The sequence below is a fragment of the Streptomyces sp. NPDC002825 genome (assembly GCF_040295385.1).
Taxonomy (GTDB): domain Bacteria; phylum Actinomycetota; class Actinomycetes; order Streptomycetales; family Streptomycetaceae; genus Streptomyces.
In genome coordinates, this window is record NZ_JBEOVH010000017.1 from 109538 (window position 1) to 133943 (window position 24406).

A 24406-nucleotide genomic window follows, 5' to 3' on the forward strand; every position below is an offset into this window, starting at 1 on the left:
ACGGCCGCCCCGCGCACGGGCGGCCGTCGCACCGGCACCGGCCGCCGCCCACGCGGCGGCCTCCACACCGACCGACCACCAGGGGAGAGCGCGGGGCATCGTGTTCGACTTTCTTGATTCCGGGCAGTACGACCTGCTCGGCGCCTTCTGGGTGACGGCTCAGCTCGCCCTCTACTCGGCGATCGGCTCGCTGATCTGGGGCACCGCCCTGGTCGCCATGCGGGTCAGCCCGGTCCCGCTGATGCGGGGCTTCGCCACCGCGTACGTGAACGTCGTCCGGAACACTCCGCTGACGGTCGTCCTCGTCGCCTGCCTGCTGGGTCTCAACCAGACCCTCGGCATCTCGCTCGGCGCGGACCGCTTCGAGGACATCGGCTTCCGTCTCGCCGTCCTCGGACTCGTCGCGTACACCGGCACCTTCGTCTGCGAGGCGCTGCGCTCGGGCATCAACACCGTGCCGCCGGGCCAGGCCGAGGCCGCCCGCGCCCTGGGCCTGAGCTTCACCCAGGTCCTCCGCCTCGTGATCCTCCCGCAGGCCTTCCGCGCCGCGGTGACCCCCCTCGCCAACGTCCTGATCGCCCTCACGAAGAACACCACCGTGGCGGCCGCGATCGGCGCCGCCGACGCGGCGTTCCTGATGAAGACGATGATCGAGAACGAGGCCGACGCGCTCTTCGTCGTCTTCGCGATCTTCGCCTTCGGCTTCATCGTCCTCACCCTCCCCACCGGCCTGATCCTGGGCTGGGCGGCCAAGCGACTGGCGGTGAAGCGATGAGCTCCGTCCTGTACGACACCCCCGGCCCGCGCGCCAAGCGGCGGAACGTCGTCTACACGATCGTCTTCCTCGCTGTCCTCGCCCTGGTGGCCTGGTGGGTGCTCGACGCCCTGAACGCCAAGCAGCAGCTGGACGCGGACAAGTGGAGCCCGTTCGTCACCGACTCCGAGGTCTGGACGACGTATCTGCTGCCCGGCCTCACCGAGACCCTCAAGGCCGCCGCGCTCTCCATCGTGATCGCGCTGCCGCTCGGCGCGGCCCTCGGCATCGGCCGGCTCTCCGACCACCGCTGGGTACGGGTGCCCGTCGGCGCGCTCGTGGAGTTCTTCCGCGCGATCCCGGTCCTGCTGCTGATGATGTTCGCGAGCGCGCTGTACTCGCAGTTCACCACCGTCAGCTCCGACTTCCGCCCGCTGTACGCGGTCGTCACCGGTCTGGTGCTCTACAACGCCTCGGTCATCGCCGAGGTCGTCCGGGCCGGCGTCCTCTCGCTGCCCCGGGGCCAGGGCGACGCGGCCGTCGCGCTCGGCATGCGCAAGGGCCAGACCATGCTGTACGTGCTGCTGCCGCAGGCCGTCACCGTCATGCTGCCCGCCCTGGTCAGCCAGCTCGTCGTCATCGTGAAGGACACCGCGCTCGGCGGCGCCCTGCTCGGCCTCGAGGAGCTCCTCAGCCAGAACCGGCAGATCACGGCCAACTACGGCGCCAACACGATCGCCACCCTCGCGGTCATCGCCCTCATCTACATCGTCATCAACTTCATCCTGACCAGCCTCGCCGCCCGGCTGGAGAAGCGGCTGCGGCAGGGCAGGAAGACCCCCTCGGTGGCCCTCCCGGCCCAGGCCGGAGCCCCCGCGGTGGAGTCGGACGCGGTCAGCGGCGCCTGACCCCGCTGGGGTCCGTGGGACAACAGGGGTGGGCCGGAGCGGTACTGACTTCAGGTCAGCCGCACCGCGCCCACCCCGTCGCTTGACGCAAGCACCCTCAGTGGGTTGCATACGGTCTGTGATCAACCACCGGGCTCGTGCCACACTCAGCTGTGCTGCCCCCATGACCGTCCGGCCTACAGGAGCCGCGCCGTGGACCCGGTGATCATCGTGGGCGCGGGGCCGGTCGGCCTCGCGCTCTCCCTCGCGCTCGCCGCGCAGGGCGTGCCCAGCATCGTCCTCGACGAGGGCGCCGGCAAGGAGGAGTCCCGCCCGGCGCGCAGCGTCGTCCTGCGCGCCGACATGGCCGCGATGGTCGAGCGGCTGGGCTGCACGACCCTCCGTGACGAGGGCGTCCGCTGGATCGGCTGGCGCGGGATGCGCCGCCGCCAGGAGGTGCGCCGGCTCACCCTCGACCTGGGCCTCGGCGGCACCGAGGAGTGGTCCGAGGACCCCGCCGCGCCCGCCTCCCCGGCCGCCCCGCTGCACATCCCCCAGCACGCCCTGGCCCGCGGCCTGCGCGACGCCATCTCCCGGCAGAAGCTGATCCGGATCGTCACCGAGTCCCGGCTCGACACCATCGAGCAGGACCGGGACGGGGTCGTCGCCCACACCCGCGGCCCGGAGGGCACCTGGTGGCGCGGCAGCCACCTCGTCGGCTGCGACGGGGCCCGCTCGACCGTACGCAAGCTGCTCGGGATCCGCTTCCCCGGCCGGACGGCGGTGGAGCGGCACGCGGTCGCCGCGCTGCGCACCGAACTGCCCTGGCCCGGCGAGGCCCTGTTGCACCGTCAGCCGCCGTGGCGCGGCTCGGGCGAGGAGATCACCGCCCGTCCGCTGCCCGACGGGGTGTGGCGGATCGACTGGCTTCTGCCGCCCCGCGGCGACCTGGTCACCCCGGACGCGCTGGTCGCCCGGATCCGCGAGACCCTGGCCGGCTGGTGCGAGGGTGTGACACCCCCGTACGAGCTCATCGACACCGGCGTCCACACGGTGCACCACCGGCTCGCCCGCCGCTGGCGGGTGGACCGGGTCCTCCTCGCCGGGGACGCGGCGCACCTGCTCGGCGCGGTCGGCACCCAGGGCCTCGACGAGGGGCTGCGGGACGTGGACAACCTCGCGTGGAAGCTCGCCCACGCCTGGCACCACGGCGGGTCGGAGCGGCTGCTCGACAGCTACCAGAGCGAGCGGCGGACGGCCGTCGCGACCCGGCTGCGCGCGGCGGACCAGTCCCTGCCCGTACTGCGCGGCGGCGGGGGCTTGCGAACGTACCTGCCGGGGGCCACGCGCGGCCACGACGCCCTGCTGACCGACGGTCACGTGGGGCGCGGTCCGCTCGGCGCGCCCCCGGCGTACCCCCACTCCCCCCTCGCGCCCCCGTACACCGAGGGGCAGACGCCCGTCGGCACGCCGCCGGGCGCCCCGGTCGAGGACGTCCGCGTGACCGCCCCCGACGGCACGACCGTACGGCTCCGGGACCGGCTCGGCCAGGGCCGCCTCCTGGTTCTCCTCGTCGCACCCGGCACCGGGGTGTGGGACCGGCGCCACTGGCGGAGCGCGGGGGTGATGCCCCGGCTCGAAGAGGCGGTCCAGGCGCTCCCGATGAAGGCGGAGGTCCTGGTCACGGAGGCCTACCCGGGCGCTCCGGCCCACGCCGTCCTGCTCGTGCGGCCGGACGGGCACCTCGTCGCCGCCTTCTCCGGGGTCCGCCCGGAGGAGCTGTACGCGGCGGCGGACGCGGCCCGCGGCGGCTCGGCCACCGAGGAGGCGCCGGCGGAGGAGGCCGCCGAGGTGTCCGTGGCGGGCGACCGCACGGCGGACATGCATTGATTCCCCCAGGCGCGCATGGTGTACTCCGGAGCGTGACCGACACCGATGTGCGCCTGTGGCGGAGGGTCCATATGGACCTCCTCCGCTATGCGGGCTGCGTGTGTCGCCCGTCCTGCTGATCTCGCCCCTTTCCCCGCGCGCGCCCCGCCACCGACGCATGTCCGTGTGCCGTGTGCCGTCGCGCGCTCTTCGCGAACCTCAGGACGGTCATCCGTGCCCCAGCACGTCACCCCCCTTCCCCCTGCCCTCTCCCCCGCCCCCACCCCCTCCCCGAGCTCGGCGGAGCTCCGCGACTTCGTCCGTCGTACGGCCGCCGACACGGAACTCGTCGACTCCCTGCCGCTCGACCCCGAGGGCCGTACCTGGGTACGGCTCGACGGCCCCGGCGGCAGCGAGGCCTGGCTCATCGGCTGGCCACCGGGCACCGGCACCGGCTGGCACGACCACGCCGAGTCGCTGGGCGCCTTCGCGACCGCGCGCGGCACGCTGACCGAGAACGCGCTCGCGGTCCGGCTGCCGGCGAGCGGCTGGAAGACCCTGGAACTGGCCGACGGCCTCGACCGCTCCCGGCGCCTCCCGGAGGGCACCGGCCGGGCGTTCGGCCGCCACCATGTGCACGAGGTGCTGAACGAGTCGACGGACACCCACGCGGTGTCGGTGCACGCCTACTATCCGCCGCTCCCGCTGATCCGGCGGTTCAGCCGGACGGGCGCGGTGCTCCGTCTCGAGCAGGTCGAGCGTCCGGAGGACTGGCAGTGAGCGACGAGCGAGTGGGCATCGACGAGCTCCTGGAGCGGGTCAGGTCGGGCCTCGACCGGATCGAGCCCCGGGCCGCCTACGAGGCGTACGAGGCGGGTGACGCGCTCCTGGTGGACACGCGCTACTCCGCCCTCAGGGAACGGGACGGCCTGATCCCGGGCGCGCTGATCGTGGAGCGCAACGAGCTGGAGTGGCGGCTCGACCCCCTGGGCAGCCACCGCGCGGCCGAGGCGGACAGCCACGACCTGCGGGTGGTGGTCCTCTGCAACGAGGGCTACGCCTCCTCCCTCGCGGCCGAGTCCCTCCGCCGCCTGGGCCTGCACCGGGCGACGGACCTGATCGGCGGCTTCCAGGCCTGGAAATCCGCCGGCCTCCCGGTCCTCCTCCCAGCAACCCGAGGCTGACGGAACACCTGCCCCGGCCCACCCGGGACCCGCGCCTGACCCGGCCCGCCCCTGCTGACCCGCCTCACCGGGCGTCCCCCGGACGCCTTGCCCCGGGGCCCTGCACCGGACGAGTCCTTCTGTCCCCCCGCGGCAGAAGGACTCGTCTCAGAAGGGCTCGTCCAGGCCTTCCGTGTCCTCGCCCTCGGCCTCCAGGGCCTGGCGGACGACGCGGAGGGCCATGCCCTCGGGGTACCCCTTGCGGGCGAGCATGCCCGCGAGCCGTCTCAGGCGCCGGTCGCGGTCGAGGCCGCGGGTCGCGCGCAGCTTGCGGTCCACGAGCTCGCGCGCCGTGGCCTCCTCCCGCTCGGAGTCGAGCTGGTCCACCGCCTCCTGGATGAGGGTCGGCTCGACGCCCTTGGTGCGCAGCTCCCGGGCGAGCGCCCGGCGGGCGAGGCCCCGGCCGTGGTGGCGGGACTCCACCCAGGCCCCCGCGAAGGCGGCGTCGTCGATGAGACCGACGTCCTCGAAGCGGGAGAGGACCTCCTCCGCCACCTCGTCGGGGATCTCCCGCTTGCGCAGCGCGTCGGCGAGCTGCTTGCGCGTGCGGGGGTTTCCGGTGAGCAGGCGCAGACAGATCGCGCGCGCCCGCTCGGCCGGATCCTGGGGTGACAGCTCCTTCTCGGCCCTCGACGAGTCGGAGCTGTCACCCGGCCATTCGGTGCGCCCGGTCACCGGTTCAGCTCTTGACCGCGGTGGCCTTGGTCGCCTTCGCGGTCTTGCTCGCGGGAGCCGGGACGCTCTTGGCGTCGTCCGCACCGGTCGCGTCGGCGGCGCCCGCCGCGTCCGCACCCGGCTCGGCCGACGGGGCCTCGGGCCGGACGCCGACGCCGAGCTTCTCCTTGATCTTCTTCTCGATCTCGTTGGCGAGGTCGGGGTTGTCCTTGAGGAAGTTGCGGGCGTTCTCCTTGCCCTGGCCGAGCTGGTCGCCCTCGTACGTGTACCAGGCGCCGGCCTTGCGGACGAAGCCGTGCTCCACGCCCATGTCGATCAGACCGCCCTCGCGGCTGATGCCCTGGCCGTAGAGGATGTCGAACTCGGCCTGCTTGAAGGGCGGCGCGACCTTGTTCTTGACGACCTTGACGCGGGTGCGGTTGCCGACCGCCTCCGTGCCGTCCTTGAGGGTCTCGATGCGGCGGATGTCGAGGCGCACCGAGGCGTAGAACTTCAGGGCGCGGCCACCGGTCGTGGTCTCCGGCGAGCCGAACATCACGCCGATCTTCTCGCGGAGCTGGTTGATGAAGATCGCGGTGGTCTTGGACTGGTTGAGCGCGCTGGTGATCTTCCGGAGCGCCTGGCTCATCAGTCGGGCCTGGAGACCGACGTGCGAGTCGCCCATCTCGCCCTCGATCTCCGCGCGCGGGACGAGCGCGGCGACGGAGTCGATGACGATCAGGTCGAGGGCGCCGGAGCGGACCAGCATGTCGACGATCTCGAGGGCCTGCTCGCCGTTGTCCGGCTGGGACAGGATGAGGTTGTCGATGTCGACGCCGAGCTTCTTGGCGTACTCGGGGTCGAGGGCGTGCTCGGCGTCCACGAAGGCGACCTGGCCGCCGGCCTTCTGGGCGTTCGCGACGGCGTGCAGGGTCAGGGTCGTCTTACCGGAGGACTCCGGTCCGTAGATCTCCACGACACGGCCGCGCGGCAGGCCGCCGACGCCGAGGGCGACGTCGAGGGCGGTCGATCCGGTGGAGATCACCTCGATCGGCTCCTGGGTGCGGTCGCCCATGCGCATCACGGCGCCCTTGCCGAATTGGCGTTCAATCTGTGCGAGCGCGGCGTCGAGCGCCTTCTCGCGGTCGGTTCCTGCCATGGGTTCCACCCGGTTTGCTTGAGTCGATCGCTTCATGTGAAAGACGCTAACCCCTGCCACTGACAATGGGCCCCGACGTCCCCTCCGACCTGTGGACAACTCGGCGACAAGCCCGTGATTCCAAGGGTCGGGCTTCCATGAGAATGGATGTTCGATTTTAGTGTCAAGCGCGCCACGCGGCCGTCAGGCGGCGCGCTCCACGAGCCACTCCAGGGCCTCCGGGCCGGCCCGGAGGACAAAGATGCGCCCGACTGCGAGGGAGAGCCACAGCTCCACTTCGCCGCCCTCTCGCCGCACCCCCCGACGACACGAACCTACTGCGGACCCGCCTCCACCGGCAGCAGCTCCGGCCGCTTGGCGCGGCGATCGTCGCCGGACGAGCGGCCGCGCAGGCGCCGGCCGATCCAGGGGCCGAGGAAGGACCCGGCCCAGCGGAGCTCGGCGGCCACCGCGCCCAGACCCGTGGGGAGGGCCTGCGGGGGCAGGGGGCGGGTCCAGGAGTCGTCGGAGCCGGGCAGCGCGAGCGCGTGGGCGACGGCGGCGGCGATGCGCGCGTGGCCGATCGGGCCGGCGTGCAGCCGGTCGGGGCTCCACAGCCGGGGGTCGGCGACGACGGGGTGGTGGGAGGTCTCGACGACGGTGACGCCGTGCCGGCGCGAGGCCGCGCGGATCCGCTCGTTCAGGGCCTCGACGCGGGGGCCGAGGGGGCGGGCGAGCGGGGTGATCCGGCCGGCGTCGGGGAAGGTGAGGGTGGCGACGCGGGCGCCCTGCCCGGTGAGCGCGGCGAACATCGCCTCCAGGTGCCCGGCCGTCGCGTCCACGTCGAACCGGGGCCGCAGCAGGTCGTTGACGCCGGCGACGACCGTGGCGAGATCGGGCCGGAGCGCGAGGGCGGGAGCCAACTGCTCGGCGCGCACCTCACCGGCGAGACGGCCCCGTACGGCCAGATTGGCATAGCGCACGCCGGGCCACTCGCGGGCGAGCGACTCCGCGAGCCGGTCCGCCCATCCGCGCAGCCCGACGGTGTCGTCGCCGTCACCGACCCCTTCCGTCTGACTGTCCCCCAGGGCGACGTACCGCAGAAACGTGCCGTCCGACATGGACTCCGCCTTCCTCGACCGCTTGCGCGCCACCGCCATTTTATTCACTTTTTTTACTAGACAATTCGTCTACCTGGGTCCCGCACCGGTCTCCCGCCTATCCTTCGACCCATGCCCCTCCCCCTCGGCGCCCCCGGCGGCGGCCGTCTGTCGCCCAGGGCCGCCGACGCCCTCGTGGCGGGAGTCGTCCTGCTCGTGGTGGCGGTCTGGACGCTCGTCTCGGCGCAGTACACGAGCGAGCCAGCGCTCCGCACGGCGCTCGGCTGGGCGCTGATCCTCATCGGCTGCGGGGCGCTGTACTTCCGGCGGCGCCGGCCCGTCGCCGTGGCCGTGATCACGCTGCTCGCCTGCGTCGTCTACTACCCGCTGTCCGCCCAGGACGGCCCGCTCATGATCGCCTTCGCCCTCGCGCTCTACACGACCGCCGCCGAGGGCCGCTTCGCCGCCGCCGTCGCGCTCGCGGCCGTCACGCTGCTCGCGGTCGGCTTCGGCGAGATCAGGCAGCAGCCCGGGCACCGGCAGATCGACGACACCTCGCTCGCCATGCTGGCCGGCTGGCTGATCAGCCTGGTCGCCGTGGGCCGGGCCCAGCGCACCCGGACCGCCTACCTCCACGAGGTGGAGCAGCGGGCGCTCGCCGCCGAGCGGGAGCAGGAGGCCCGCGCCCGGCAGTCCGCCACCGAGGAGCGGCTGCGGATCGCCCGAGAGGTGCACGACGTGCTCGGGCACAGCATCTCGCTGATCAACGTCCAGTCCGGTGCGGCGCTCCACCGGCTCGGCAAGAAGCCCGCCCCCGAGACGGCACTCGTCACCGCCACCGAGGCCCTGGAGGCGGTGAAGGCGACCAGCAAGGACGCGCTGCGCGAGCTGCGGGCGACCCTCGGGGTGCTGCGCCGGGCCGACGAGTCCACGCCGACCACGCCCGCCTCCGGTCTGGCGCTCCTCGGTGACCTCGCCACGCGCGCGCGGAGCGCCGGCCTCGACGTCCGTACGCACACCACGGGCACGCCCGTACCGCTGCCGCCGCCGGTCGACCTCGCCGCGTACCGGATCGTGCAGGAGTCCCTGACGAACGTCACCCGCCATACGCGCGCGAGGACCGTGTCGATCACCCTGGACTGGGGCGCCGACGCGGTGCGGCTGCGGATCGCGGACGACGGCGGGGGCGCGCCGGAGGGCCGGCCGCCGGGCAGCGGCATCCGGGGCATGACGGAGCGGGCCCGCGCGTTCGGCGGGGAGCTCACCGCCCGGAACGACGGCGACGGTTTCCTGGTGGACGCCCGGCTCCCCCTGACCACACCCGCCTCAGCTCCCACCTCCGAGAGGGACCCCCGATGATCCGTGTCGTGCTCGCCGACGACCAGACCCTGGTCCGGGCCGGCTTCCGGTCGATCCTCTCCGACGAGGAGGACATCGAGGTCGTCGGCGAGGCCGGCGACGGGGAGCAGGCGGTCGCCCTCGCCCGCGAACTCCGGCCGGACGTCGTCCTGATGGACATCCGGATGCCGGTGCTGGACGGCCTGGAGGCCACGCGCCGCATCACCGGCGACGCACGGCTCGAAGGGGTGCGGGTGGTCATCCTGACCACGTTCGACGCGGACGACCACGTCTACGGCGCGCTGCGCGCCGGCGCCTCGGGCTTCCTCGTGAAGGACACCGAGCCGATGGAACTGCTGCACGCGGTACGGGTCGTGGCGCGCGGCGACGCCCTGATCTCCCCGGCCGTGACCCGCCGCCTGATCGCCGAGTTCGCCGTTCTCGCGGGCCGGCAGCCGGATCCGAGCCCCCGTCTGAACGCCCTCACCGAGCGGGAGCGCGAGGTCCTCGGCCTGGTGGGCGCCGGGCTCTCCAACGACGAGATCGCGGGCCGGCTCGTCCTCTCCCCCGCCACCGCCAAGACCCACGTCAGCCGCATCATGACCAAGCTGGCCGTCCGCGACCGGGCGCAACTGGTGATCCTGGCGTACGAGTCCGGGATGATCACCCCCGGCTGGCTCGCCTGAGACCCCCTGGGGGACGGGACGGCACCGGCACAACTCAGGGGGTACGCGCGCGTGGGGCGCCGCAACCCCCGGGGTACGCCCGGTGTCCACCCCGGGGTGACGCCGGGCCCCTGACCGTACGCCCACGCTGACCGGGTGAATCAGGACGTACTCGATCTCGCGCGGCTGCAGTTCGCCCTCACCGCGGGCGGACACTTCCTCTTCGTCGCCCTCACCCTGGGGCTCGCGACCGTCGTCGCCGCGCTCCAGACCAGGGCGACGTTCAGCCGGAACCCGCTCCACGCGCGCATGGTGCGGTTCTGGGGACAGCTGTACGTGATCAACTACGCGGTCGGGATCGTCACCGGCCTCGTCATGGAGTTCCAGTTCGGCATGGCGTGGAGCGGTCTCACCCACGAGGCGGGCAACGTCCTCGGTGCCTCGCTCGCCGTCGAGACAATCGTGGCGTTCTTCGTCGAGTCGACCTTCCTCGGCCTGTGGATCTTCGGCTGGAACCGGCTCAACCGCTGGGCCCACCTGGCCGCGATCTGGATCGTCGTCCTGACCGCGTACCTCTCGGCGTACTGGATCCTCGTCTCCAACGGCTTCCTCAACCACCCCGTGGGGTACGGCTCCGAGGGCGGCGAGCTCGTCCTCGACGACCCGGTCGCCGTCCTCACCAACCCCTCCGCACTGCTCGCCTTCGGGCACGTCCTGGCGGGAGCGCTGCTGACCGCCGGGTTCTTCATGGCCGGAGTGAGCGCGTACCACCTCTTCCGGCGCACCACGGAGTGGGAGTTCTTCGGCCGCGGCCTGCGCGTCGGGGTCTTCCTGTCGGCGCCCGCGCTGATGGCCGCGGCCGTCTTCGGCGGGCTGCAGTTCGGCGCCCTCGCCACCTTCCAGCCCATGAAGTCGGCCGTCTTCAGCGGGAAGGCCGCCGAGATCGCGCGGATCCAGGCCGAGATGACAGAGCGCTTCGGGCCGGGCGACTACGTGCCCTCGGAGGCGTGGACACGGGGCGGCGGCCTGGTGATGCTGATCAGCTTCGCGCTGATGATGTACCTGTGCTTCGCCGCGGTGATCCTGGCCTGCTTCAAGAAGGCCGTCTTCCGCTTCCGGCTCTGGCACCTCGTCCTGATGGCGGCCGTACCGCTGCCGTATCTCGCCATGATCGCGGGCTGGGTCTTCCGGGAAGCCGGGCGGCAGCCCTGGGTGGTCTACGGGCTCCTCAGGACGGAGGACGCGGTCTCGGACCTCTCCCCCGGCACGATGCGCCTCTCCCTCGCCGTCTTCACCACGGTCTTCGTACTGCTCGCCCTCCTCAATGCCTGGCTCCTCGCCCGGCACGCCCGCCGCGGCCCCGTCGAGTCCGGCCTCGGCCACGACGAGCGCTCAGCCCCCGCAGGCGCGGGGGAAGACCCGGCGGACCCACTGCCGGCTCCCCGTTACTGAAGTCGCCGAACAGCCCGAACACACCGAGGAAAGCCCGAGGAACCCCCGTGGAGACCCTGGCCATCGCCCTGCTCGCCTTCTTCGCCGTGGGCTGGTTCGTCCTCGCCGGGGCGGACATCGGCACCGGCATGCTCGCCCCCTGGCTGGGCCGGAGCGACCGCGAGCGGCGCCTCGTCCTCGCCTCCTTCGCCCCCTTCTTCCTGGGCAACGAGGTCTGGCTGGTCGCAGCCGCCGGTGTCCTCGTCGGCTGCTTCCCGGCTCTCGAAGGGGAGCTCCTGAGCGGCCAGTTCCCGGTCCTCGTGGCCCTTCTGGCCGGCTGGATCCTCCGGGACGCGGGCCTCTGGTCACGCGGCCGCGGCCCGGGACCCCGCTGGCGCGCGGGCTGCGACGCGGCCGTTTCCTGCGGCAGCTGGACCGTCGCGCTCTCCTGGGGGTGGCTGCTCGCGGCCCTGCTGACCGGGCACCCCTACGCCCCGGCGACGGGCCCCACGGCGCTGCTCACGGCGCTCGCGGTGGCCGCGCTGTTCGCCGCGCACGGCCTCGGCTTCGCCGCGCTGCGCCTCACCGGCCTGCCGTACGAGCGGGCCCGCCGGCTCGTCGGACGCGCCGGGCGCCCCTGGCAGTCCTTCGCGCTCACCGGCGCCCTGCTCGCCGCTCTGCCTCTCTGGGCGGGCACCGCGCTGCCGCTGGCCGGACGGACGGCCTCCCCCGCCACGCTCGGCCTGCTGGTGCCCGCCCTGCTGATCGTCACCCCGTTCCTGGTGGCCGTCCAGGCATGGAGCTGGCACGCCTTCCGGCACCGGGTGACCGGCCCCTCGTACCTCTGACCGGGCGCGGGCTCACGACTCCCCCGGCGAGGTCTCCTTCTTGTGGTGCAGTGCCTTCTGCAGCCGGGCCACGACCGCCTCGCCGTAGCGCCGGTGGCCGTGGACGCGCGGGTCGTCGGTCACGTCGTACCGCTTCACGTACGCGCCGAGGAAGGCCTGGAGGGTGGCGACGGCCGGGATGGCGATCAGCGCGCCGACGGCCCCGAGCAGCGCCGTGCCCGCGATGACCGAGCCGAAGGCCACGGCCGGGTGGATGTCCACGGTCTTCGAGGTGAGCTTCGGCTGGAGCACGTAGTTCTCGAACTGCTGGTAGACCACGACGAAACCGAGCACCCACAGCGCGTACCAGGGGTTGACGGTGAAGGCGATCAGCATCGGCAGGGCGCCGGCCAGATAGGTGCCGATGGTCGGGATGAACTGCGAGACGAGGCCGACCCAGACGGCGAGCGCCGGGGCGTAGGGCACGCCCAGGATCTCGAAGAGCACGAAGTGGGCGATGCCCGAGATGAGGGCCATCAGGCCGCGCGAGTAGAGGTATCCGCCGGTCTTGTCGACGGCGATCTCCCACGCGCGCAGGACCTCGGTCTGGCGGGCGGGCGGCAGGACGGAGCAGAGCGCCCGCCGCAGCCGGGGCCCGTCGGCCGCGAAGTAGAACGAGAACAGGAAGATCGTGAGCAGCCGGAAGAGTCCGCCGAGGACGGTGGCGGAGACGTCGAGGACGCCGGACGCGCTGTTCTGCACGTACTTCTGCAGCCAGTCGGAGCTCAGCACGCTGTCCTGGACCTCGACGCGCGAGAGGTCCGTGTGGAAGTTCTGGTTGATCCAGTTGATCAGCGAGTCGAGGTACTTCGGGAAGTTCTCGACCATGTCGACGATCTGGCCGGCCAGCATCGAGCCGAGGAGGACGACGAAGCCGACGCCGAAGACCGTGACGGCGAAGAAGACGAGGAAGGTGGCGAGGCCCCGGCGCATCCCGCGGGCCGCCATGCGTCCGACCGCCGGCTCGATGGCGAGGGCGAGGAAGAAGGCGAGCAGGATGTTGACGAGGAGGCCGACGAGCTGGTGGAACGCCCAGTTGCCGAGTTGGAAGACGGCGTAGAGCGCGAGGGCGAGCACGAGCGCGCGGGGCAGCCAGCGCGGCATCCGCGCGGCCCCGGCGGTCGGGCCGGCCACGCCGTCCGACGGCAGGGCCGGCGCGTCCGACGGCGCCTCCGACGGCACGGCCGCCGGAGCGGCGGCCGGGGCCGCGGAGGGCGCAGGGGAAGCCGTACCGTCGGCCGTCACGTCGCGTACGTCGGGCACATCGTTCGGTTCGTTCTTCTCGGTGTCGTCAGTCGGGGCCACCCCGCCAGTCTCGCGCACCGCACGGACATTCCCCCCGGGACCCCGCACATCCCCGCCAGTCACCCCGCGGTTCGCTTTCCGGTCATCGCTTGTCGGCAGGTACGTCGACGGCCGCGCAGACGGCACGCCACACGTCCTTCGCCTCCCAGCCGGCGGCCAGCGCCTCGCGCACCGTCCGGCCCCCGAGCTCGGCCATCACATGGTCGCTCGCGAAGGACTCGGCATAGGCCGCGCCGAAGTGGTCCGCCATCCGTTCCCAGAAAATCGTCAACCGCATGAAGCCAGTATCCCGCTCCCAAGAGTGCAGCCCGCTCCGCAGACCTTGTCACCGCGCTTTTCCGCCCTACGGTCGGAGCATGGCCGAAAATCCCCTCTCCTCCCCGCCCTCGACCCCCCTGGCGCGCGCCGAGCGTTTCATCTGGCTCACGGCCCGCGTCCTCGAACAGCACCGGTTCGCCTACCACTTCCTGCGCGGTGGCCCGGACCGGGTCGAGACGGCCCTCATGGCGTACCTCAACGAGGACGGCGGCTACGGACACGCGCTCGAACCGGATCTGCGCGGCCCGGTGAGCCAGCCCCTGCACACCGCGCACGGGCTGCGGGTCCTGGACTCCATCGGCCGCTGCGGCGGACTGCGCGTGGAGCGGATCTGCCGCTACCTCACGGAGGTGTCCACGCACGACGGCGCGCTCCCGGCGATCCACCCGTCCCAGCGCCACTACCCGTCGGCGCCCTTCATCCCGGTCGTCGACTCCCCGCCGAGCGCCCTGCTCTCCACCGGCCCGGTGGTCGGCGTGCTGCACCGCAACCAGGTGTGGCACGCGTGGCTGTTCCGGGCCACCGAGTTCTGCTGGTCGGCCGTGGAGTCGCTCGAGAAGTCCCACCCGTACGAGATCCAGGCGGCCGTCGCCTTCCTGGACTCGGCCCCCGACCGCGGGCGCGCGGAGGCGGCCGCCGACAAGCTCGGCCGGCTCGTCCGCGAGCAGGGGCTCGCCGTCCTGGACCCGGCCCGGCCGGAGGACCACCCCATGGCGGACGGGTACGCACCCGGCGAGTACCACTATCCGCACGACTACGCGCGCGTGCCGGACTCGCTGGCCGCGCGCTGGTTCACGGACGAGGAGATGGCCCGCTCGCTCGACCGGCTGGAGGCCGACCAGGAGGAGGACGGCGGCTGGCCGATCCGATGGCGGGCCTGGGCGCCCGGCTCGGCCCTGGAGTGGCGCCCGATCGTCACCGTCGAGGCGCTGCGCACCCTCCGCGCGCACGGCCGCGTGATCGGCTGAGGACCCGGCGCCCGCGCCGGCCCGGTCCGTACGGACTTCCCGGCCTGTACGGACCCCGCCCCGCCCTCCGTACGGCCTCCCCGGCCCGTACGAACCTGCCCCTCCGCCCGTACGACCCCCGCCCCGCCGTCCGTCACCAGCCCAGGGCCCGCACCCCCGCGGTGACGGCGACGGCGGCGCCCACCACGACCAGGAAGGGCGCGCGCAGGACGAGCGCGACGGCGGCCGCCGCGAGCCCGGCGGCCCGGGCGTCCAGGACGAGGTCGCCGCCCGTGCTGAACGTCTGCTGGGCGGTGAGCGCGGCGAGCAGCGCGACGGGGAGCAGGGCGGCGAGCCGCTGGACGAGCGGGCGCTCCAGCGTTCCGGCGGGCACCAGCAGGCCGAGCAGCTTGACGAGGTAGCACCCGGCGACGGTGAGGGCGATCGCGATCCAGACGTTCATCGGGAGTCCTTCTCTCCTCCGGTGGGGGCCGGGCGCCGGCCCTTGGCCCAGAGCACGGCGGGGGCGGCGAGGGCGGCGGCGAGCACCGGGACGCCGGCGGGCAGCACGGGCAGCAGCCCGAGGCCGAGCAGGACGGCGATCCCGGCGGTGGCGCGCTCCGTGGCGGACGTCAGCATGGGGGCGAGCAGGGCCAGGAAGACGGCGGGTCCTGCCGCGTCGAGGCCCCAGGCAGCGGTGTCGCCGATCGCCTCGGCTCCGAGCGCCCCGAGGAGCGTGGTCAGGTTCCACAGGACGTACAGGGTGAGGCCCGTGACCGTGAAGCCGATCCGGGCGGCCCGGCGGGACGGCTGGGGCAGCGCGACGGCCGTGGTCTCGTCGATCACCCAGTGGGCGGCGAAGGGCCGGACGGCCTTCGGCAGGGCGAGGAGCTGGGAGAGCCGCAGCCCGTAGAAGGCGTTGCGGGTGCCCAGGAAGAACGCTCCGGCGGCGGCAGTGAAGGGGTTGCCGCCCGCGGCGAGAGCGCCGACCAGGGCGAACTGCGAGGCGCCGGTGAAGACGAGCAGGCTCAGGACGCAGGTCTGGAGGAGGCTGAGGCCCGAGCCCGCCGAGGTCACTCCGAAGGCGAAGCCGGAGAGCCCGACGGCGATGCCGACGCCGAGCGCGTCGCGGACGACGGCCGCGTCGGGTTTGGCGGGGGTGCCGTCGCGTATGACGGGAGGTGCTGTCTGTTCTGCCACGTCAGGGACGTTACGGAACGGCTCGGGGGCCGGTCTTGTACGTTCTTGCGGCGGCTACGAGGCCCGTCGTCCCGCTCCACGCGCGCGCTGATAGGCCCCGGGCGGCACCCCCACGCTCCGGGTGAAGTGCCGGCTGAGGTGCGACTGGTCGGTGAAGCCGACGGCGGCCGCCGCCTCCGCCGGGGGCGTCCCCGCGTCGAGGAGCTGCCGGGCACGCCGTACGCGCGCGTCGGTGAGCCAGGTGTGCGGAGGCATTCCGTACGCCTCGCGGAAGGCGCGGAGCAGCGCGAACGGGCCGGTGTCGAGGTCGGAGGCGAGCCGCTCCAGGGTCGGCGGCTCGACCATCCCCGCCTCCAGGACCTCGCGCGCGCGTGCCGCGTTCCGGGCGCCCGCCGAGCGGGGCGGGAGCGGGGTGACGAGACCGCCGTGGCTGCGCAGGAGCCGGGCGGTGACCAGGCGCAGGAGGCTGTCCGCGGCGAGCGCGTTGCCCTCCTCCGCGGCCCGGTGGACGCCGACGACGAGCTGGGCGGCGTACGGGTCGTCGACGACGGGCGAGGTGAAGCCGGCCTCGCCGCGCAGGGCGAGGGTGTCGGCGGCGATCGACCGGACGATCTCCGCGTCGGGGTAGATCGTCCGGTAGGTCCAGCCCTCGGGCACGCCCGCGTGCCCGGTGTGCGGGGTGTCCGGGTTGACGAGGGCGATCTGGCCGGGCCCGGCGTGGACGAGTTCGTCGCGGCAGTGGAACGCCTCGACGCCCTCGGTGATCGCGGCGAACACGAAACTCTCGTGGGTGTGCCGGGCGAAGGCCTTGTGGACGTAGTGGGCGTGCAGGAGGTCGACCCCGGGCAGTTCGGCGTACTGCCAGTACCGCGCCCGCTCCTCCCGGCTCGCTCCGTCCCTCGCCGCACCCCTCGCCATCCCCCCATTCTGCGCCCCGGCGCCGCCCCGGGACTAGCGGGATTCGCCCAGGTCCGGCCGGTTGTCAGTGGTCGGGTGCACGATGGGGGGCATGGTCAGGTCCGCGCTCGACTCGTTCTCCCCCGCGACCCGTGGTTGGTTCACCGGGGCCTTCACCGCGCCCACGGCGGCGCAGGAGGGCGCCTGGAGCGCCATCGGCGCGGGCTCCGACGTGCTCGTCGTCGCGCCGACCGGCTCCGGCAAGACGCTGGCGGCGTTCCTCGCCTCCCTGGACGCCCTCGCGTCCTCCCCGCCCCCGGCCGAGGCGAAGAAGCGCTGCCGCGTGCTGTACGTGTCGCCGCTGAAGGCCCTCGCCGTGGACGTCGAGCGGAACCTGCGCTCGCCGCTGACCGGCATCCGCCAGGAGTCGGTGCGGCTCGGCCTGCCCGAGCCGGACGTCCGGGTCGGGATCCGGTCCGGGGACACCCCCGCGGCCGAGCGGCGGGCGCTCGCGACCCGGCCGCCGGACATCCTGATCACCACCCCCGAGTCCCTGTTCCTGATGCTGACCTCCGCCACGCGCGAGGCCCTGTCGGGCGTGGAGACGGTCATCCTGGACGAGGTCCACGCGGTCGCGGGCACCAAGCGGGGCGCGCACCTGGCGCTGTCCCTGGAGCGGCTCGACGAGCTGCTGCCCCGCCCGGCGCGCCGGATCGGTCTGTCGGCCACCGTCCGCCCGGTCGACGAGGTGGCCCGCTATCTCTCCCCGGGGCGCGCGGTGGAGATCGTGCAGCCGCCGTCGGGCAAGGAGTTCGACCTCTCCGTCGTCGTCCCCGTCGAGGACATGGGCGAGCTGGGCGGCTCCCCGGCCTCCGAGGGCAAGGACGGCGGGGACAAGCCGTCGATCTGGCCGCACGTCGAGGAGCGGATCGCCGACCTGGTGCAGTCCCACCGCTCCACGATCGTCTTCGCGAACTCCCGCCGGCTCGCCGAGCGCCTGTGCAACCGGTTGAACGAGATCGCGTACGAGCGCGCGACGGGCGAGCCGCTGCCCGAGGGGTCTCCTCCGGCCCAGGTCATGGCCCAGTCGGGGGCGGCGCAGGGCGCCCCGCCGCTGCTCGCCCGGGCGCACCACGGCTCGGTGTCGAAGGAGCAGCGCGCCCAGGTCGAGGAGGACCTGAAGGCGGGCCGACTGCCCGCCGTCGTGGCCACCTCCAGCCTGGAGCTGGGCATCGACATGGGCGCGGTCGACCTGGTCGTGCAGGTCGAGTCGCCGCCGTCGGTGGCCTCGGGCCTGCAGCGCGTGGGCCGGGCGGGCCACCAGGTCGGCGCGGTCTCCACGGGCGTGGTGTTCCCGAAGTACCGCGGCGACCTGGTGCAGGCGGCCGTGGTCACCGAGCGGATGCGGACCGGCGCGATCGAGTCCATGCGGATCCCGGCCAACCCGCTGGACGTCCTCGCGCAGCAGCTGGTCGCGATGGTCGCGCTCGACACCTGGCAGGTGGACGACCTGCTCGCGGTGGTGCGCCGGGCGGCCCCGTTCTCGTCCCTGCCGGAGTCCGCGTTCACCGGCGTACTGGACATGCTGGCCGGCCGCTACCCCTCGGACGCCTTCGCCGAGCTGCGCCCGCGCGTGGTCTGGGACCGGGTCGCCGGGACGGTCACGGGCCGGCCGGGGGCTCAGCGGCTCGCCGTCACCTCGGGCGGCACGATCCCCGACCGCGGGCTGTTCGGCGTCTTCCTCGCGGGCTCGGACCCCAAGAAGGGCGGGGGCCGGGTCGGCGAGCTCGACGAGGAGATGGTGTACGAGTCCCGGGTCGGCGACGTCTTCACGCTCGGCACCACCTCCTGGCGGATCGAGGACATCACCAGGGACCGGGTGCTCGTCTCCCCGGCGCCCGGCGTGCCGGGCCGGCTGCCGTTCTGGAAGGGCGACCAGCTGGGCCGCCCGCTGGAGCTGGGGCGGGCGGTGGGCGCGTTCCTCCGCGAGGTCGGCGCCCTCACGGACGAGGACGCGCGGCTGCGGCTGCTCGCCGCGGGCCTGGACGCCTGGGCCGCGGAGAACGTCCTGGCGTACCTCAAGGAGCAGCGCGAGGCCTGCGGCCACGTGCCGGACGACCGGACGATCCTGGTCGAGCGCTTCCGCGACGAGCTCGGGGACTGGCGGGTCGTCATCCACTCCCCGTTCGGCGCGCAGGTGCACGCTCCCTGGGCGCTGGCGCTCGGCGCGCGGCTCGCCGAGCGGTACGGCATGGACGCGCAGGTGATGCACGCGGACGACGGCATCGTGCTGCGCCTGCCGGACGCCGACCTGATGGGCCTGGAGATGGGCCTCGACCTCCTCGACCACGAGCCGGTCGACCCGGGCCGGCACCTGGACACGACGTACGACGCGGACAAGGCGCCCGTCGGCGCGGCGGACGCCCTCTTCGACAAGGGCGAGATCGGGCAGATCGTCACCGGCCAGGTGGGCGGCTCCGCGCTGTTCGCCTCCCGCTTCCGCGAGTGCGCCGCCCGCGCCCTGCTGCTGCCCAAGCGCAACCCGGGCAAGCGCACCCCGCTGTGGCAGCAGCGGCAGCGCGCGGCCCAGCTGCTCCAGGTGGCGAGCGAGTTCGGTTCGTTCCCGATCGTCCTGGAGGCCGTCCGCGAGTGTCTCCAGGACGTCTTCGACCTGCCGGGCCTCGAAGAGCTGATGGGGGACATCGAGTCCCGTCGCGTCCGTCTCGTCGAGGTCACCACCCCCGAGCCCTCCCCCTTCGCCCGTTCGCTGCTCTTCGGGTACGTGGCGCAGTTCCTGTACGAGGGCGACTCACCGCTCGCCGAGCGGCGGGCGGCCGCGCTCTCCCTGGACTCGCGGCTGCTCGCGGAGCTCCTCGGCCAGGCGGAGCTGCGGGAACTGCTCGACCCCGAGGTCCTGACGGAGCTTGAGCGGGAGCTCCAGTGGCTGGCGGAGGACCGCCGGATCAAGGACGTGGAGGGCGTCGCGGACCTGCTGAGGGTCCTGGGCCCGCTGACGGACGAGGAGCTGGCGGAGCGCGGCGCCGAGGCGGGCTGGGCGCCCGAGCTGGGGGCGGCCCGCCGCGCGATCCGGGTCCGGATCGGCGGCCGGGACCACTGGGCGGCGATCGAGGACGCGGGCCGGCTCCGGGACGCCCTCGGCACGGCCCTGCCGGTGGGCGTGCCCGAGGCCTTCACCGAGCCGGTCAAGGACCCGCTGGGCGACCTGCTCGCGCGGTACGCGCGCACGCACGGCCCGTTCACCTCCTCCCAGGCCGCCACCCGCTTCGGCCTCGGCGCGGCCGTCACGGACGGAGCCCTCCAGCGCCTGGCGGCCTCGGGCCGGGTGGTCCAGGGCGAGTTCCACCCCTCGGGCATCGGCCAGGAGTGGTGCGACGCGACCGTGCTGCGGCGGCTGAGGCGCCGCTCCCTCGCGGCCCTGCGCCATGAGCTGGAGCCGGTGCCCCCGGCGGCGCTGGCCACCTTCCTGCCGCAGTGGCAGCACCTGGGCAGCAACAGCCTGCGCGGCATCGACGGCCTGGCGCGGGCGATCGAGCAGCTCCAGGGCGCACCGGTCCCGGCCTCGGCCCTGGAGAAGCTGATCCTGCCGTCGCGGGTGCGGGACTACTCGCCGGCCCTCCTCGACGAGCTGACGACCACGGGCGAGGTCGTCTGGGCGGGCGCGGGCTCGCTCCCGGGCAAGGACGGCTGGGTCTCCCTCTACCTGGCGGACGCGGCCCCCCTGCTCCTGCCGCCGGCACACCCCCTGGAGCTCTCCGCGCTTCACGAGTCCCTGCTCACGGCCCTCTCCGGCGGGTACGGCCTGTTCTTCCGGCAGATCGCCGACCAGATCCGGGCCACCACTCACCCGGACGCCACCGATCCGCAGCTCGCCGACGCCCTGTGGGACCTGGCCTGGTCGGGTCGGCTCACCAACGACACCCTGGCCCCGCTGCGCGCGCTCCTCGGCTCGGGCCGCACGGCCGGCTCCACGGCCCACCGCGCCCGGCGCACGGTCCCGCGCGGGCGGTACGGCACGCTGACCGCCGCGGCCCGCACGGCGTCCCGCACGGGCCCGCCGACGGTCTCGGGCCGCTGGTCGATGCTGCCCCCGATGGAGCCGGAGCCCACCCACCGGGCGCACGCCCTGGCCCGCACGCTCCTGGACCGGCACGGCGTGGTCACCCGGGGCGCGGTGGCCGCCGAGGGCGTGGAGGGCGGTTTCTCGGCCACGTACCGGATCCTGGCGGCGTTCGAGGACAGCGGGCAGGCCCGGCGCGGCTATGTCGTGGAGGGTCTCGGCGCGGCGCAGTTCGCGATGGACGGGGCGGTGGACCGGCTGCGGGCGGCCGCGACGGCCCGCGACCGCGGTGCCGAGGCGGCCACGGGCCCGCGCGCGCTGGTCCTGGCGGCGGCCGACCCGGCGAACGCCTACGGCGCCGCGCTCCCCTGGCCCGAGCCGCCGACGGGCGCCGGACACAAGCCGGGGCGCAAGGCGGGCGCGATGGTGGTCCTGGTCGACGGCGAGCTCACGCTCTATATGGAGCGCGGCGGCAAGACGCTCCTGTCCTGGCCGACGGACCCGGACGATCCGACCCTGGGCGCGGCGGCGGAAGCGCTGGCGGGGTCGGCGAGGGCGGGCACGCTGGGGACGGTCACGGTGGAGCGCATCAACGGCGCGACGTCCCTGACGTCCCCCCTGTCCCGCCCCCTGGAATCCTCCGGCTTCCTGGCCACCCCCAGAGGCCTCCGCCTCCGCCCCTGACCCCACCCCACGTGCCCGCCGTGTGGGCCCGCGCCCGTGTCGGGTCGGTCGCCCACCCCCCGTGTGGGCCCCGCGCCCGGCTGGACGATTGCCCACGCCCGTGTGGGCAATCGTCCCGCTGGGGCGGGACGGGTGGGCACACGGGACGGCGCCCCTTAGCGGCGCCTCCGCGTTCCGCGCCTGGACCCGCACCTGCCGTACGGCACCCGGTGGTGCGGGTCCAGGCGCGTAAGCCTCTGGCGCCGGCAAGGGCGCTGTTCCGTTGTGCCCACCCTCCCCCAAGCTCTCGGCTTTGCTCGAGCAGGGGGACCCCCATCGCCCCGGCGGAACGCCTGCCCACAGCGGCGGGTGGGCACCGCCCGGCGGAACGCATGCCCACAACAAAAACCCCACAATGGCTCCATGCCCGAAGGAGACACCGTCTGGCAGACCGCCCGCCGCCTGCACACCGCCCTCGCCGGCCGCGTCCTCACCCGCGCCGACCTCCGCGTGCCCCGGTTCGCGACCGCCGACCTCACCGGCCGCACGGTCCTCGACGTCACCGCGCGCGGCAAGCACCTGCTCGCCCGCATCGAGGGCGGGCTCACCCTCCACTCGCATCTGCGGATGGACGGCGCCTGGCGGGTGTACGCCACCGGGGAGCGCCCGCGTGGCGGGCCGGAGCACCAGATCCGGGCGATCCTCGGGAACGCCGAGTCCACCGCGTACGGCTACCGCCTCCCGGTCCTGGAGCTGATCCGTACCGCCGAGGAGTCCCAGGCCGTGGGCCATCTCGGCCCGGACCTGCTCGGCCCGGACTGGGACCCCGAGGAGGCCGTACGACGGCTCGTCGCGGACCCGGCGCGCCCCCTCGGCGACGCCCTGCTGGACCAGCGCAACCTGGCCGGCATCGGCAATGTGTACAAGTCCGAGCTGGCCTTCCTCGCCGCCGTCACCCCCTGGCTCCCGGTCGGCGAGCTCGCCCCCGAGGTCCCCGCCCGTCTGGTCGCCACGGCCCACCGCCTCCTGGACGCGAACAAGGACCGTCCGGACCGGCGCACCACGACCACCCGCCGCCCCGGCACCCCGCTCCACGTGTACGGCCGCGAGGGCCGTCCGTGCCTGCGCTGCGGCGCGGCGATCCGAAAGGCGGAGCTCGGCGACCGGGTCACGTACTGGTGCCCGGGCTGTCAGCGGGGCCCCGACGGAAACCACCACCCCGACAATTGACGACCCGTCAGATCCGGTCGTACGGTCCGGACATGACGACGACTCTCCCGGCGTACGACCTGACCGGCCGCACCGCGTTCGTCACGGGCGCCGCGAGCGGCATCGGCCGCGCCTCGGCGGCGCTCCTCGCCCGGGCCGGTGCCGCCGTCCACTGCGCCGACCGCGACGAGGCCGGCCTGAAGGAGACCGCGGCGCTGATCGCCCGCCAGGGCGGCACCGCGCACATCCACCCCCTGGACGTCACCGACCGGCCCGCACTGGCGGCGGCCGTCCGCGCCGCCGGACCCCTCCACGTCATGGCCGCCATCGCCGGGATCATGCACACGAGCTCGGTCCTGGAGACCCGGGACGAGGACCTCGACCGCGTGCTCGCCGTCAACTTCAAGGGCGTGCTCCACGCCTGCCAGGAGGCGGCCCGTTCGATGATCGCCGCCGGAGTCCCCGGTTCGATCGTGACGATGGCCTCGGGCGCGATGGACACGGCGAGCCCGGGCCTGCTCTGTTACAGCGTCACCAAGGCGGCCGTCGTCCAGCTGACGAAGACGCTGGCGACGGAGGCGGGCCCGCACGGCATCCGGGTCAACGCGGTCGCCCCGGGCTGGATCCGCACCCCGATGACGGACCGCCACGAGCCGGCCGCCCAACTGCAGGCCGAGGCCGCGATGGTCCGTCACTCGCCGCTGGGACGGGTCGGCGAGGCCGAGGACATCGCGCACGCGGTCCTGCACCTGGCCTCCGACGCCTCCTCGTTCACGACGGGCCAGATCCTCCGCCCCAACGGCGGCGTCGCGATGCCCTGGTGACCTCCCGGGAGGACGAACCGGCCATCCGCCGCCCCGACGAGGCCGTCACCCGACCGGAAGGCTGCCGTCCCCACGGAGCAACCGCCGCCCGCCGCCCCGACGAAGCCGCCACATGCACCGGCAGCAGGCTCAGCCCCCAGCCGCCCGCGGCCACCGCACCCTCGACCGGCCCGGTCTGGCCCGGCAGCAGCATCAGGCGCAGCACCGCCCACCACCAGAGCCCCCCGGCCGCGAGGCCGCACGCGAACAGCGCGAGCGTCACCAGCGGAACCCGTCGCCGTACCATGGCCGCCTCCTGCGGTCGACGCTAGACCGGCAGGATCACCCTGCGGGAGGGCGCACCGGAGGCAGACCCGGCGCACACGGCCCAGTCGTACGTCCCTCCCACCATGGCACGCCCCACCGGAACCCGGCATCTTTAGCCGAACACCCCAAAGCACCGGAAAACGCCCCCAAAGCCCCGGAAAAGGGAGAAGCCCCGGTCAGCGCCCCGTAAGGAGGCACCGACCGGGGCTTCGCCCCACTTCGGTTCAGGCAGCGACGACGTCCACCGCTTCCGCGGGCGCCTTGATGGTCACCCGCTCGGTGGGCACACCGGCCACCGACGTCACCGACACCGAATTGAGCATCGGGCGTACCGGCGTCGGCACCGGTTCGCTCGCCGCTGCCGACTCGGCCAGTTCGGCCAGTGACAGCTCGTCGCTCACTTCGCGCATGAGCTCGGACATCCGTACGTCCAACGCGTCGCAGATCGCGGAGAGCAGTTCGGAGGAAGCCTCCTTCTGCCCCCGCTCCACCTCGGAGAGATAGCCGAGCGAGACTCGGGCGGAGGAGGAGACTTCGCGCAGAGTACGGCCCTGGCGCTGGCGCTGCCGACGCAGCACGTCACCCAGCAGGCGACGGAGCAGAATCATCGGTGGCTCCCTCCTCGGACCGCGTAGCCGCATCCTTCACGCCCCACCGTACCGCCTCGCGCTGCGGCCGTGCGGGGAGCGATGTCGTGTTCACTCAGGGCTGCA

General features: G+C 73.8%; 22 protein-coding genes and 2 pseudogenes. 14 read left to right on the forward strand and 10 right to left on the reverse strand.

Going from position 1 to position 24406, the window contains the following annotated elements:
- Window positions 1-100 precede the first annotated feature (100 nt).
- The 6 genes from ABT041_RS22385 to ABT041_RS22410 all read left to right on the forward strand — a co-directional run bounded on the left by ABT041_RS22385 (window position 101) and on the right by ABT041_RS22410 (window position 4694).
- Complete coding sequence (locus tag ABT041_RS22385; RefSeq protein ID WP_351187043.1) at window positions 101-775, forward strand: amino acid ABC transporter permease; 675 nt, start codon at window positions 101-103, stop codon at window positions 773-775.
- Window positions 772-1662, forward strand: coding sequence for an amino acid ABC transporter permease (locus tag ABT041_RS22390; protein WP_351187045.1), 891 nt, complete (start codon window positions 772-774; stop codon window positions 1660-1662). The genes ABT041_RS22385 and ABT041_RS22390 overlap by 4 nt, the downstream gene beginning before the upstream one ends.
- Window positions 1663-1854: 192 nt before the next feature.
- Complete coding sequence (locus ABT041_RS22395; protein ID WP_351187047.1) at window positions 1855-3531, forward strand: FAD-dependent monooxygenase; 1677 nt, start codon at window positions 1855-1857, stop codon at window positions 3529-3531.
- Window positions 3532-3602: 71 nt separating this feature from the next.
- Window positions 3603-3650 (forward strand): hypothetical protein, encoded by a 48-nt coding sequence (locus tag ABT041_RS22400; RefSeq protein WP_311314449.1) that lies wholly within the window; start codon window positions 3603-3605, stop codon window positions 3648-3650.
- A 94-nt stretch (window positions 3651-3744) separates the two neighbouring features.
- Window positions 3745-4290, forward strand: a complete 546-nt coding sequence (locus ABT041_RS22405) for a cupin domain-containing protein (RefSeq protein ID WP_351187049.1) — start codon at window positions 3745-3747, stop codon at window positions 4288-4290.
- Window positions 4287-4694: a rhodanese-like domain-containing protein gene (locus ABT041_RS22410; RefSeq protein ID WP_351187051.1), complete on the forward strand. Its 408-nt coding sequence runs from the start codon at window positions 4287-4289 to the stop codon at window positions 4692-4694. Before ABT041_RS22405 ends, ABT041_RS22410 begins: the two co-directional genes overlap by 4 nt.
- 147 nt (window positions 4695-4841) lie before the next feature.
- On the opposite strand, the pseudogene recX reads toward ABT041_RS22410, so the two are convergent.
- From recX to ABT041_RS22425, 3 genes and pseudogenes are all read right to left on the reverse strand, one after another.
- Window positions 4842-5555, reverse strand: a pseudogene (gene recX / locus ABT041_RS22415) (recombination regulator RecX); the annotation flags it as partial.
- Window positions 5556-5622: 67 nt separating this feature from the next.
- Window positions 5623-6582: pseudogene (gene recA, locus ABT041_RS22420) on the reverse strand (recombinase RecA); the annotation flags it as partial.
- A 278-nt stretch (window positions 6583-6860) separates the two neighbouring features.
- Window positions 6861-7646 carry an SGNH/GDSL hydrolase family protein gene (locus ABT041_RS22425; protein WP_351187101.1) on the reverse strand — a complete coding sequence of 262 codons (786 nt, stop codon included), beginning with the start codon at window positions 7644-7646 and terminating at the stop codon, window positions 6861-6863.
- Window positions 7647-7757: 111 nt separating this feature from the next.
- Here ABT041_RS22425 and ABT041_RS22430 point away from each other — a divergent pair, with 111 nt between their 5' ends.
- From ABT041_RS22430 to ABT041_RS22445, 4 genes are all read left to right on the forward strand, one after another.
- Window positions 7758-8984 carry a sensor histidine kinase gene (locus ABT041_RS22430; protein WP_351187053.1) on the forward strand — a complete coding sequence of 409 codons (1227 nt, stop codon included), beginning with the start codon at window positions 7758-7760 and terminating at the stop codon, window positions 8982-8984.
- On the forward strand, window positions 8981-9649 hold the full coding sequence (locus ABT041_RS22435) for a response regulator (RefSeq protein ID WP_351187055.1): 669 nt from the start codon (window positions 8981-8983) through the stop codon (window positions 9647-9649). Before ABT041_RS22430 ends, ABT041_RS22435 begins: the two co-directional genes overlap by 4 nt.
- Window positions 9650-9784: 135 nt before the next feature.
- Entirely contained in the window at window positions 9785-11080 is a 1296-nt protein-coding gene (locus tag ABT041_RS22440) for a cytochrome ubiquinol oxidase subunit I (RefSeq protein WP_351187057.1), read from the forward strand.
- 47 nt (window positions 11081-11127) lie between these two features.
- Window positions 11128-11907, forward strand: a complete 780-nt coding sequence (locus tag ABT041_RS22445; RefSeq protein WP_351187059.1) for a cytochrome d ubiquinol oxidase subunit II — start codon at window positions 11128-11130, stop codon at window positions 11905-11907.
- Window positions 11908-11919: 12 nt separating this feature from the next.
- On the opposite strand, the gene ABT041_RS22450 is transcribed toward ABT041_RS22445, so the two are convergent.
- Together ABT041_RS22450 and ABT041_RS22455 are read right to left on the reverse strand one after the other, a co-directional pair.
- Complete coding sequence (locus ABT041_RS22450; RefSeq protein ID WP_351187103.1) at window positions 11920-13050, reverse strand: AI-2E family transporter; 1131 nt, start codon at window positions 13048-13050, stop codon at window positions 11920-11922.
- A 283-nt stretch (window positions 13051-13333) separates the two neighbouring features.
- Window positions 13334-13528, reverse strand: coding sequence for a DUF3046 domain-containing protein (locus ABT041_RS22455; protein WP_351187061.1), 195 nt, complete (start codon window positions 13526-13528; stop codon window positions 13334-13336).
- Window positions 13529-13607: 79 nt separating this feature from the next.
- On the opposite strand from ABT041_RS22455, the gene ABT041_RS22460 reads away from it, so the two are divergent.
- Window positions 13608-14537, forward strand: coding sequence for a prenyltransferase/squalene oxidase repeat-containing protein (locus ABT041_RS22460; RefSeq protein ID WP_351187063.1), 930 nt, complete (start codon window positions 13608-13610; stop codon window positions 14535-14537).
- 133 nt (window positions 14538-14670) lie between these two features.
- Here the strand turns inward: ABT041_RS22460 and ABT041_RS22465 are convergent, their stop codons facing one another.
- Genes ABT041_RS22465 through ABT041_RS22475 form a run of 3 tightly spaced genes read right to left on the reverse strand, consistent with a single transcriptional unit; the run spans window position 14671 to window position 16634 of the window.
- Complete coding sequence (locus tag ABT041_RS22465) at window positions 14671-14979, reverse strand: AzlD domain-containing protein (protein WP_351187065.1); 309 nt, start codon at window positions 14977-14979, stop codon at window positions 14671-14673.
- Complete coding sequence (locus ABT041_RS22470) at window positions 14976-15716, reverse strand: AzlC family ABC transporter permease (protein WP_351187067.1); 741 nt, start codon at window positions 15714-15716, stop codon at window positions 14976-14978. The genes ABT041_RS22465 and ABT041_RS22470 overlap by 4 nt, the downstream gene beginning before the upstream one ends.
- 54 nt (window positions 15717-15770) lie before the next feature.
- Window positions 15771-16634, reverse strand: a complete 864-nt coding sequence (locus tag ABT041_RS22475; RefSeq protein WP_351187069.1) for an AraC family transcriptional regulator — start codon at window positions 16632-16634, stop codon at window positions 15771-15773.
- A gap of 91 nt (window positions 16635-16725) precedes the next feature.
- Here ABT041_RS22475 and ABT041_RS22480 point away from each other — a divergent pair, with 91 nt between their 5' ends.
- The 3 genes from ABT041_RS22480 to ABT041_RS22490 all read left to right on the forward strand — a co-directional run bounded on the left by ABT041_RS22480 (window position 16726) and on the right by ABT041_RS22490 (window position 23387).
- On the forward strand, window positions 16726-21375 hold the full coding sequence (locus tag ABT041_RS22480; protein WP_351187071.1) for an Lhr family ATP-dependent helicase: 4650 nt from the start codon (window positions 16726-16728) through the stop codon (window positions 21373-21375).
- Window positions 21376-21777: 402 nt separating this feature from the next.
- On the forward strand, window positions 21778-22584 hold the full coding sequence (locus ABT041_RS22485; RefSeq protein WP_351187073.1) for a DNA-formamidopyrimidine glycosylase family protein: 807 nt from the start codon (window positions 21778-21780) through the stop codon (window positions 22582-22584).
- Window positions 22585-22616: 32 nt separating this feature from the next.
- Window positions 22617-23387 (forward strand): SDR family NAD(P)-dependent oxidoreductase, encoded by a 771-nt coding sequence (locus ABT041_RS22490; protein ID WP_351187075.1) that lies wholly within the window; start codon window positions 22617-22619, stop codon window positions 23385-23387.
- On the opposite strand, the gene ABT041_RS22495 is transcribed toward ABT041_RS22490, so the two are convergent.
- Window positions 23335-23673, reverse strand: coding sequence for a hypothetical protein (locus tag ABT041_RS22495; protein WP_351187077.1), 339 nt, complete (start codon window positions 23671-23673; stop codon window positions 23335-23337). The two genes, ABT041_RS22490 and ABT041_RS22495, sit on opposite strands and share 53 nt — an antisense overlap.
- Window positions 23674-23917: 244 nt before the next feature.
- A complete protein-coding gene (locus ABT041_RS22500) occupies window positions 23918-24301 on the reverse strand; it encodes a helix-turn-helix domain-containing protein (protein WP_041131554.1) in 384 nt (127 codons plus the stop codon).
- Between the last annotated feature and the right edge of the window lie 105 nt (window positions 24302-24406).

Excerpts from the sequence above, each read along its gene's own strand:
- ABT041_RS22390 (WP_351187045.1), top strand. The coding sequence starts at position 772 with ATGAGCTCCGTCCTGTACGACACCCCCGGCCCGCGCGCCAAGCGGCGG.
- ABT041_RS22425 (WP_351187101.1), bottom strand. The coding sequence starts at position 7,646 with ATGTCGGACGGCACGTTTCTGCGGTACGTCGCCCTGGGGGACAGTCAG.
- ABT041_RS22430 (WP_351187053.1), top strand. The coding sequence starts at position 7,758 with ATGCCCCTCCCCCTCGGCGCCCCCGGCGGCGGCCGTCTGTCGCCCAGG.
- ABT041_RS22435 (WP_351187055.1), top strand. The coding sequence starts at position 8,981 with ATGATCCGTGTCGTGCTCGCCGACGACCAGACCCTGGTCCGGGCCGGC.
- ABT041_RS22450 (WP_351187103.1), bottom strand. The coding sequence starts at position 13,050 with ATGCCGCGCTGGCTGCCCCGCGCGCTCGTGCTCGCCCTCGCGCTCTAC.
- ABT041_RS22455 (WP_351187061.1), bottom strand. The coding sequence starts at position 13,528 with ATGCGGTTGACGATTTTCTGGGAACGGATGGCGGACCACTTCGGCGCG.
- ABT041_RS22460 (WP_351187063.1), top strand. The coding sequence starts at position 13,608 with ATGGCCGAAAATCCCCTCTCCTCCCCGCCCTCGACCCCCCTGGCGCGC.
- ABT041_RS22465 (WP_351187065.1), bottom strand. The coding sequence starts at position 14,979 with ATGAACGTCTGGATCGCGATCGCCCTCACCGTCGCCGGGTGCTACCTC.
- ABT041_RS22475 (WP_351187069.1), bottom strand. The coding sequence starts at position 16,634 with ATGGCGAGGGGTGCGGCGAGGGACGGAGCGAGCCGGGAGGAGCGGGCG.
- ABT041_RS22480 (WP_351187071.1), top strand. The coding sequence starts at position 16,726 with ATGGTCAGGTCCGCGCTCGACTCGTTCTCCCCCGCGACCCGTGGTTGG.
- ABT041_RS22485 (WP_351187073.1), top strand. The coding sequence starts at position 21,778 with ATGCCCGAAGGAGACACCGTCTGGCAGACCGCCCGCCGCCTGCACACC.
- ABT041_RS22490 (WP_351187075.1), top strand. The coding sequence starts at position 22,617 with ATGACGACGACTCTCCCGGCGTACGACCTGACCGGCCGCACCGCGTTC.
- ABT041_RS22495 (WP_351187077.1), bottom strand. The coding sequence starts at position 23,673 with ATGGTACGGCGACGGGTTCCGCTGGTGACGCTCGCGCTGTTCGCGTGC.
- ABT041_RS22500 (WP_041131554.1), bottom strand. The coding sequence starts at position 24,301 with ATGATTCTGCTCCGTCGCCTGCTGGGTGACGTGCTGCGTCGGCAGCGC.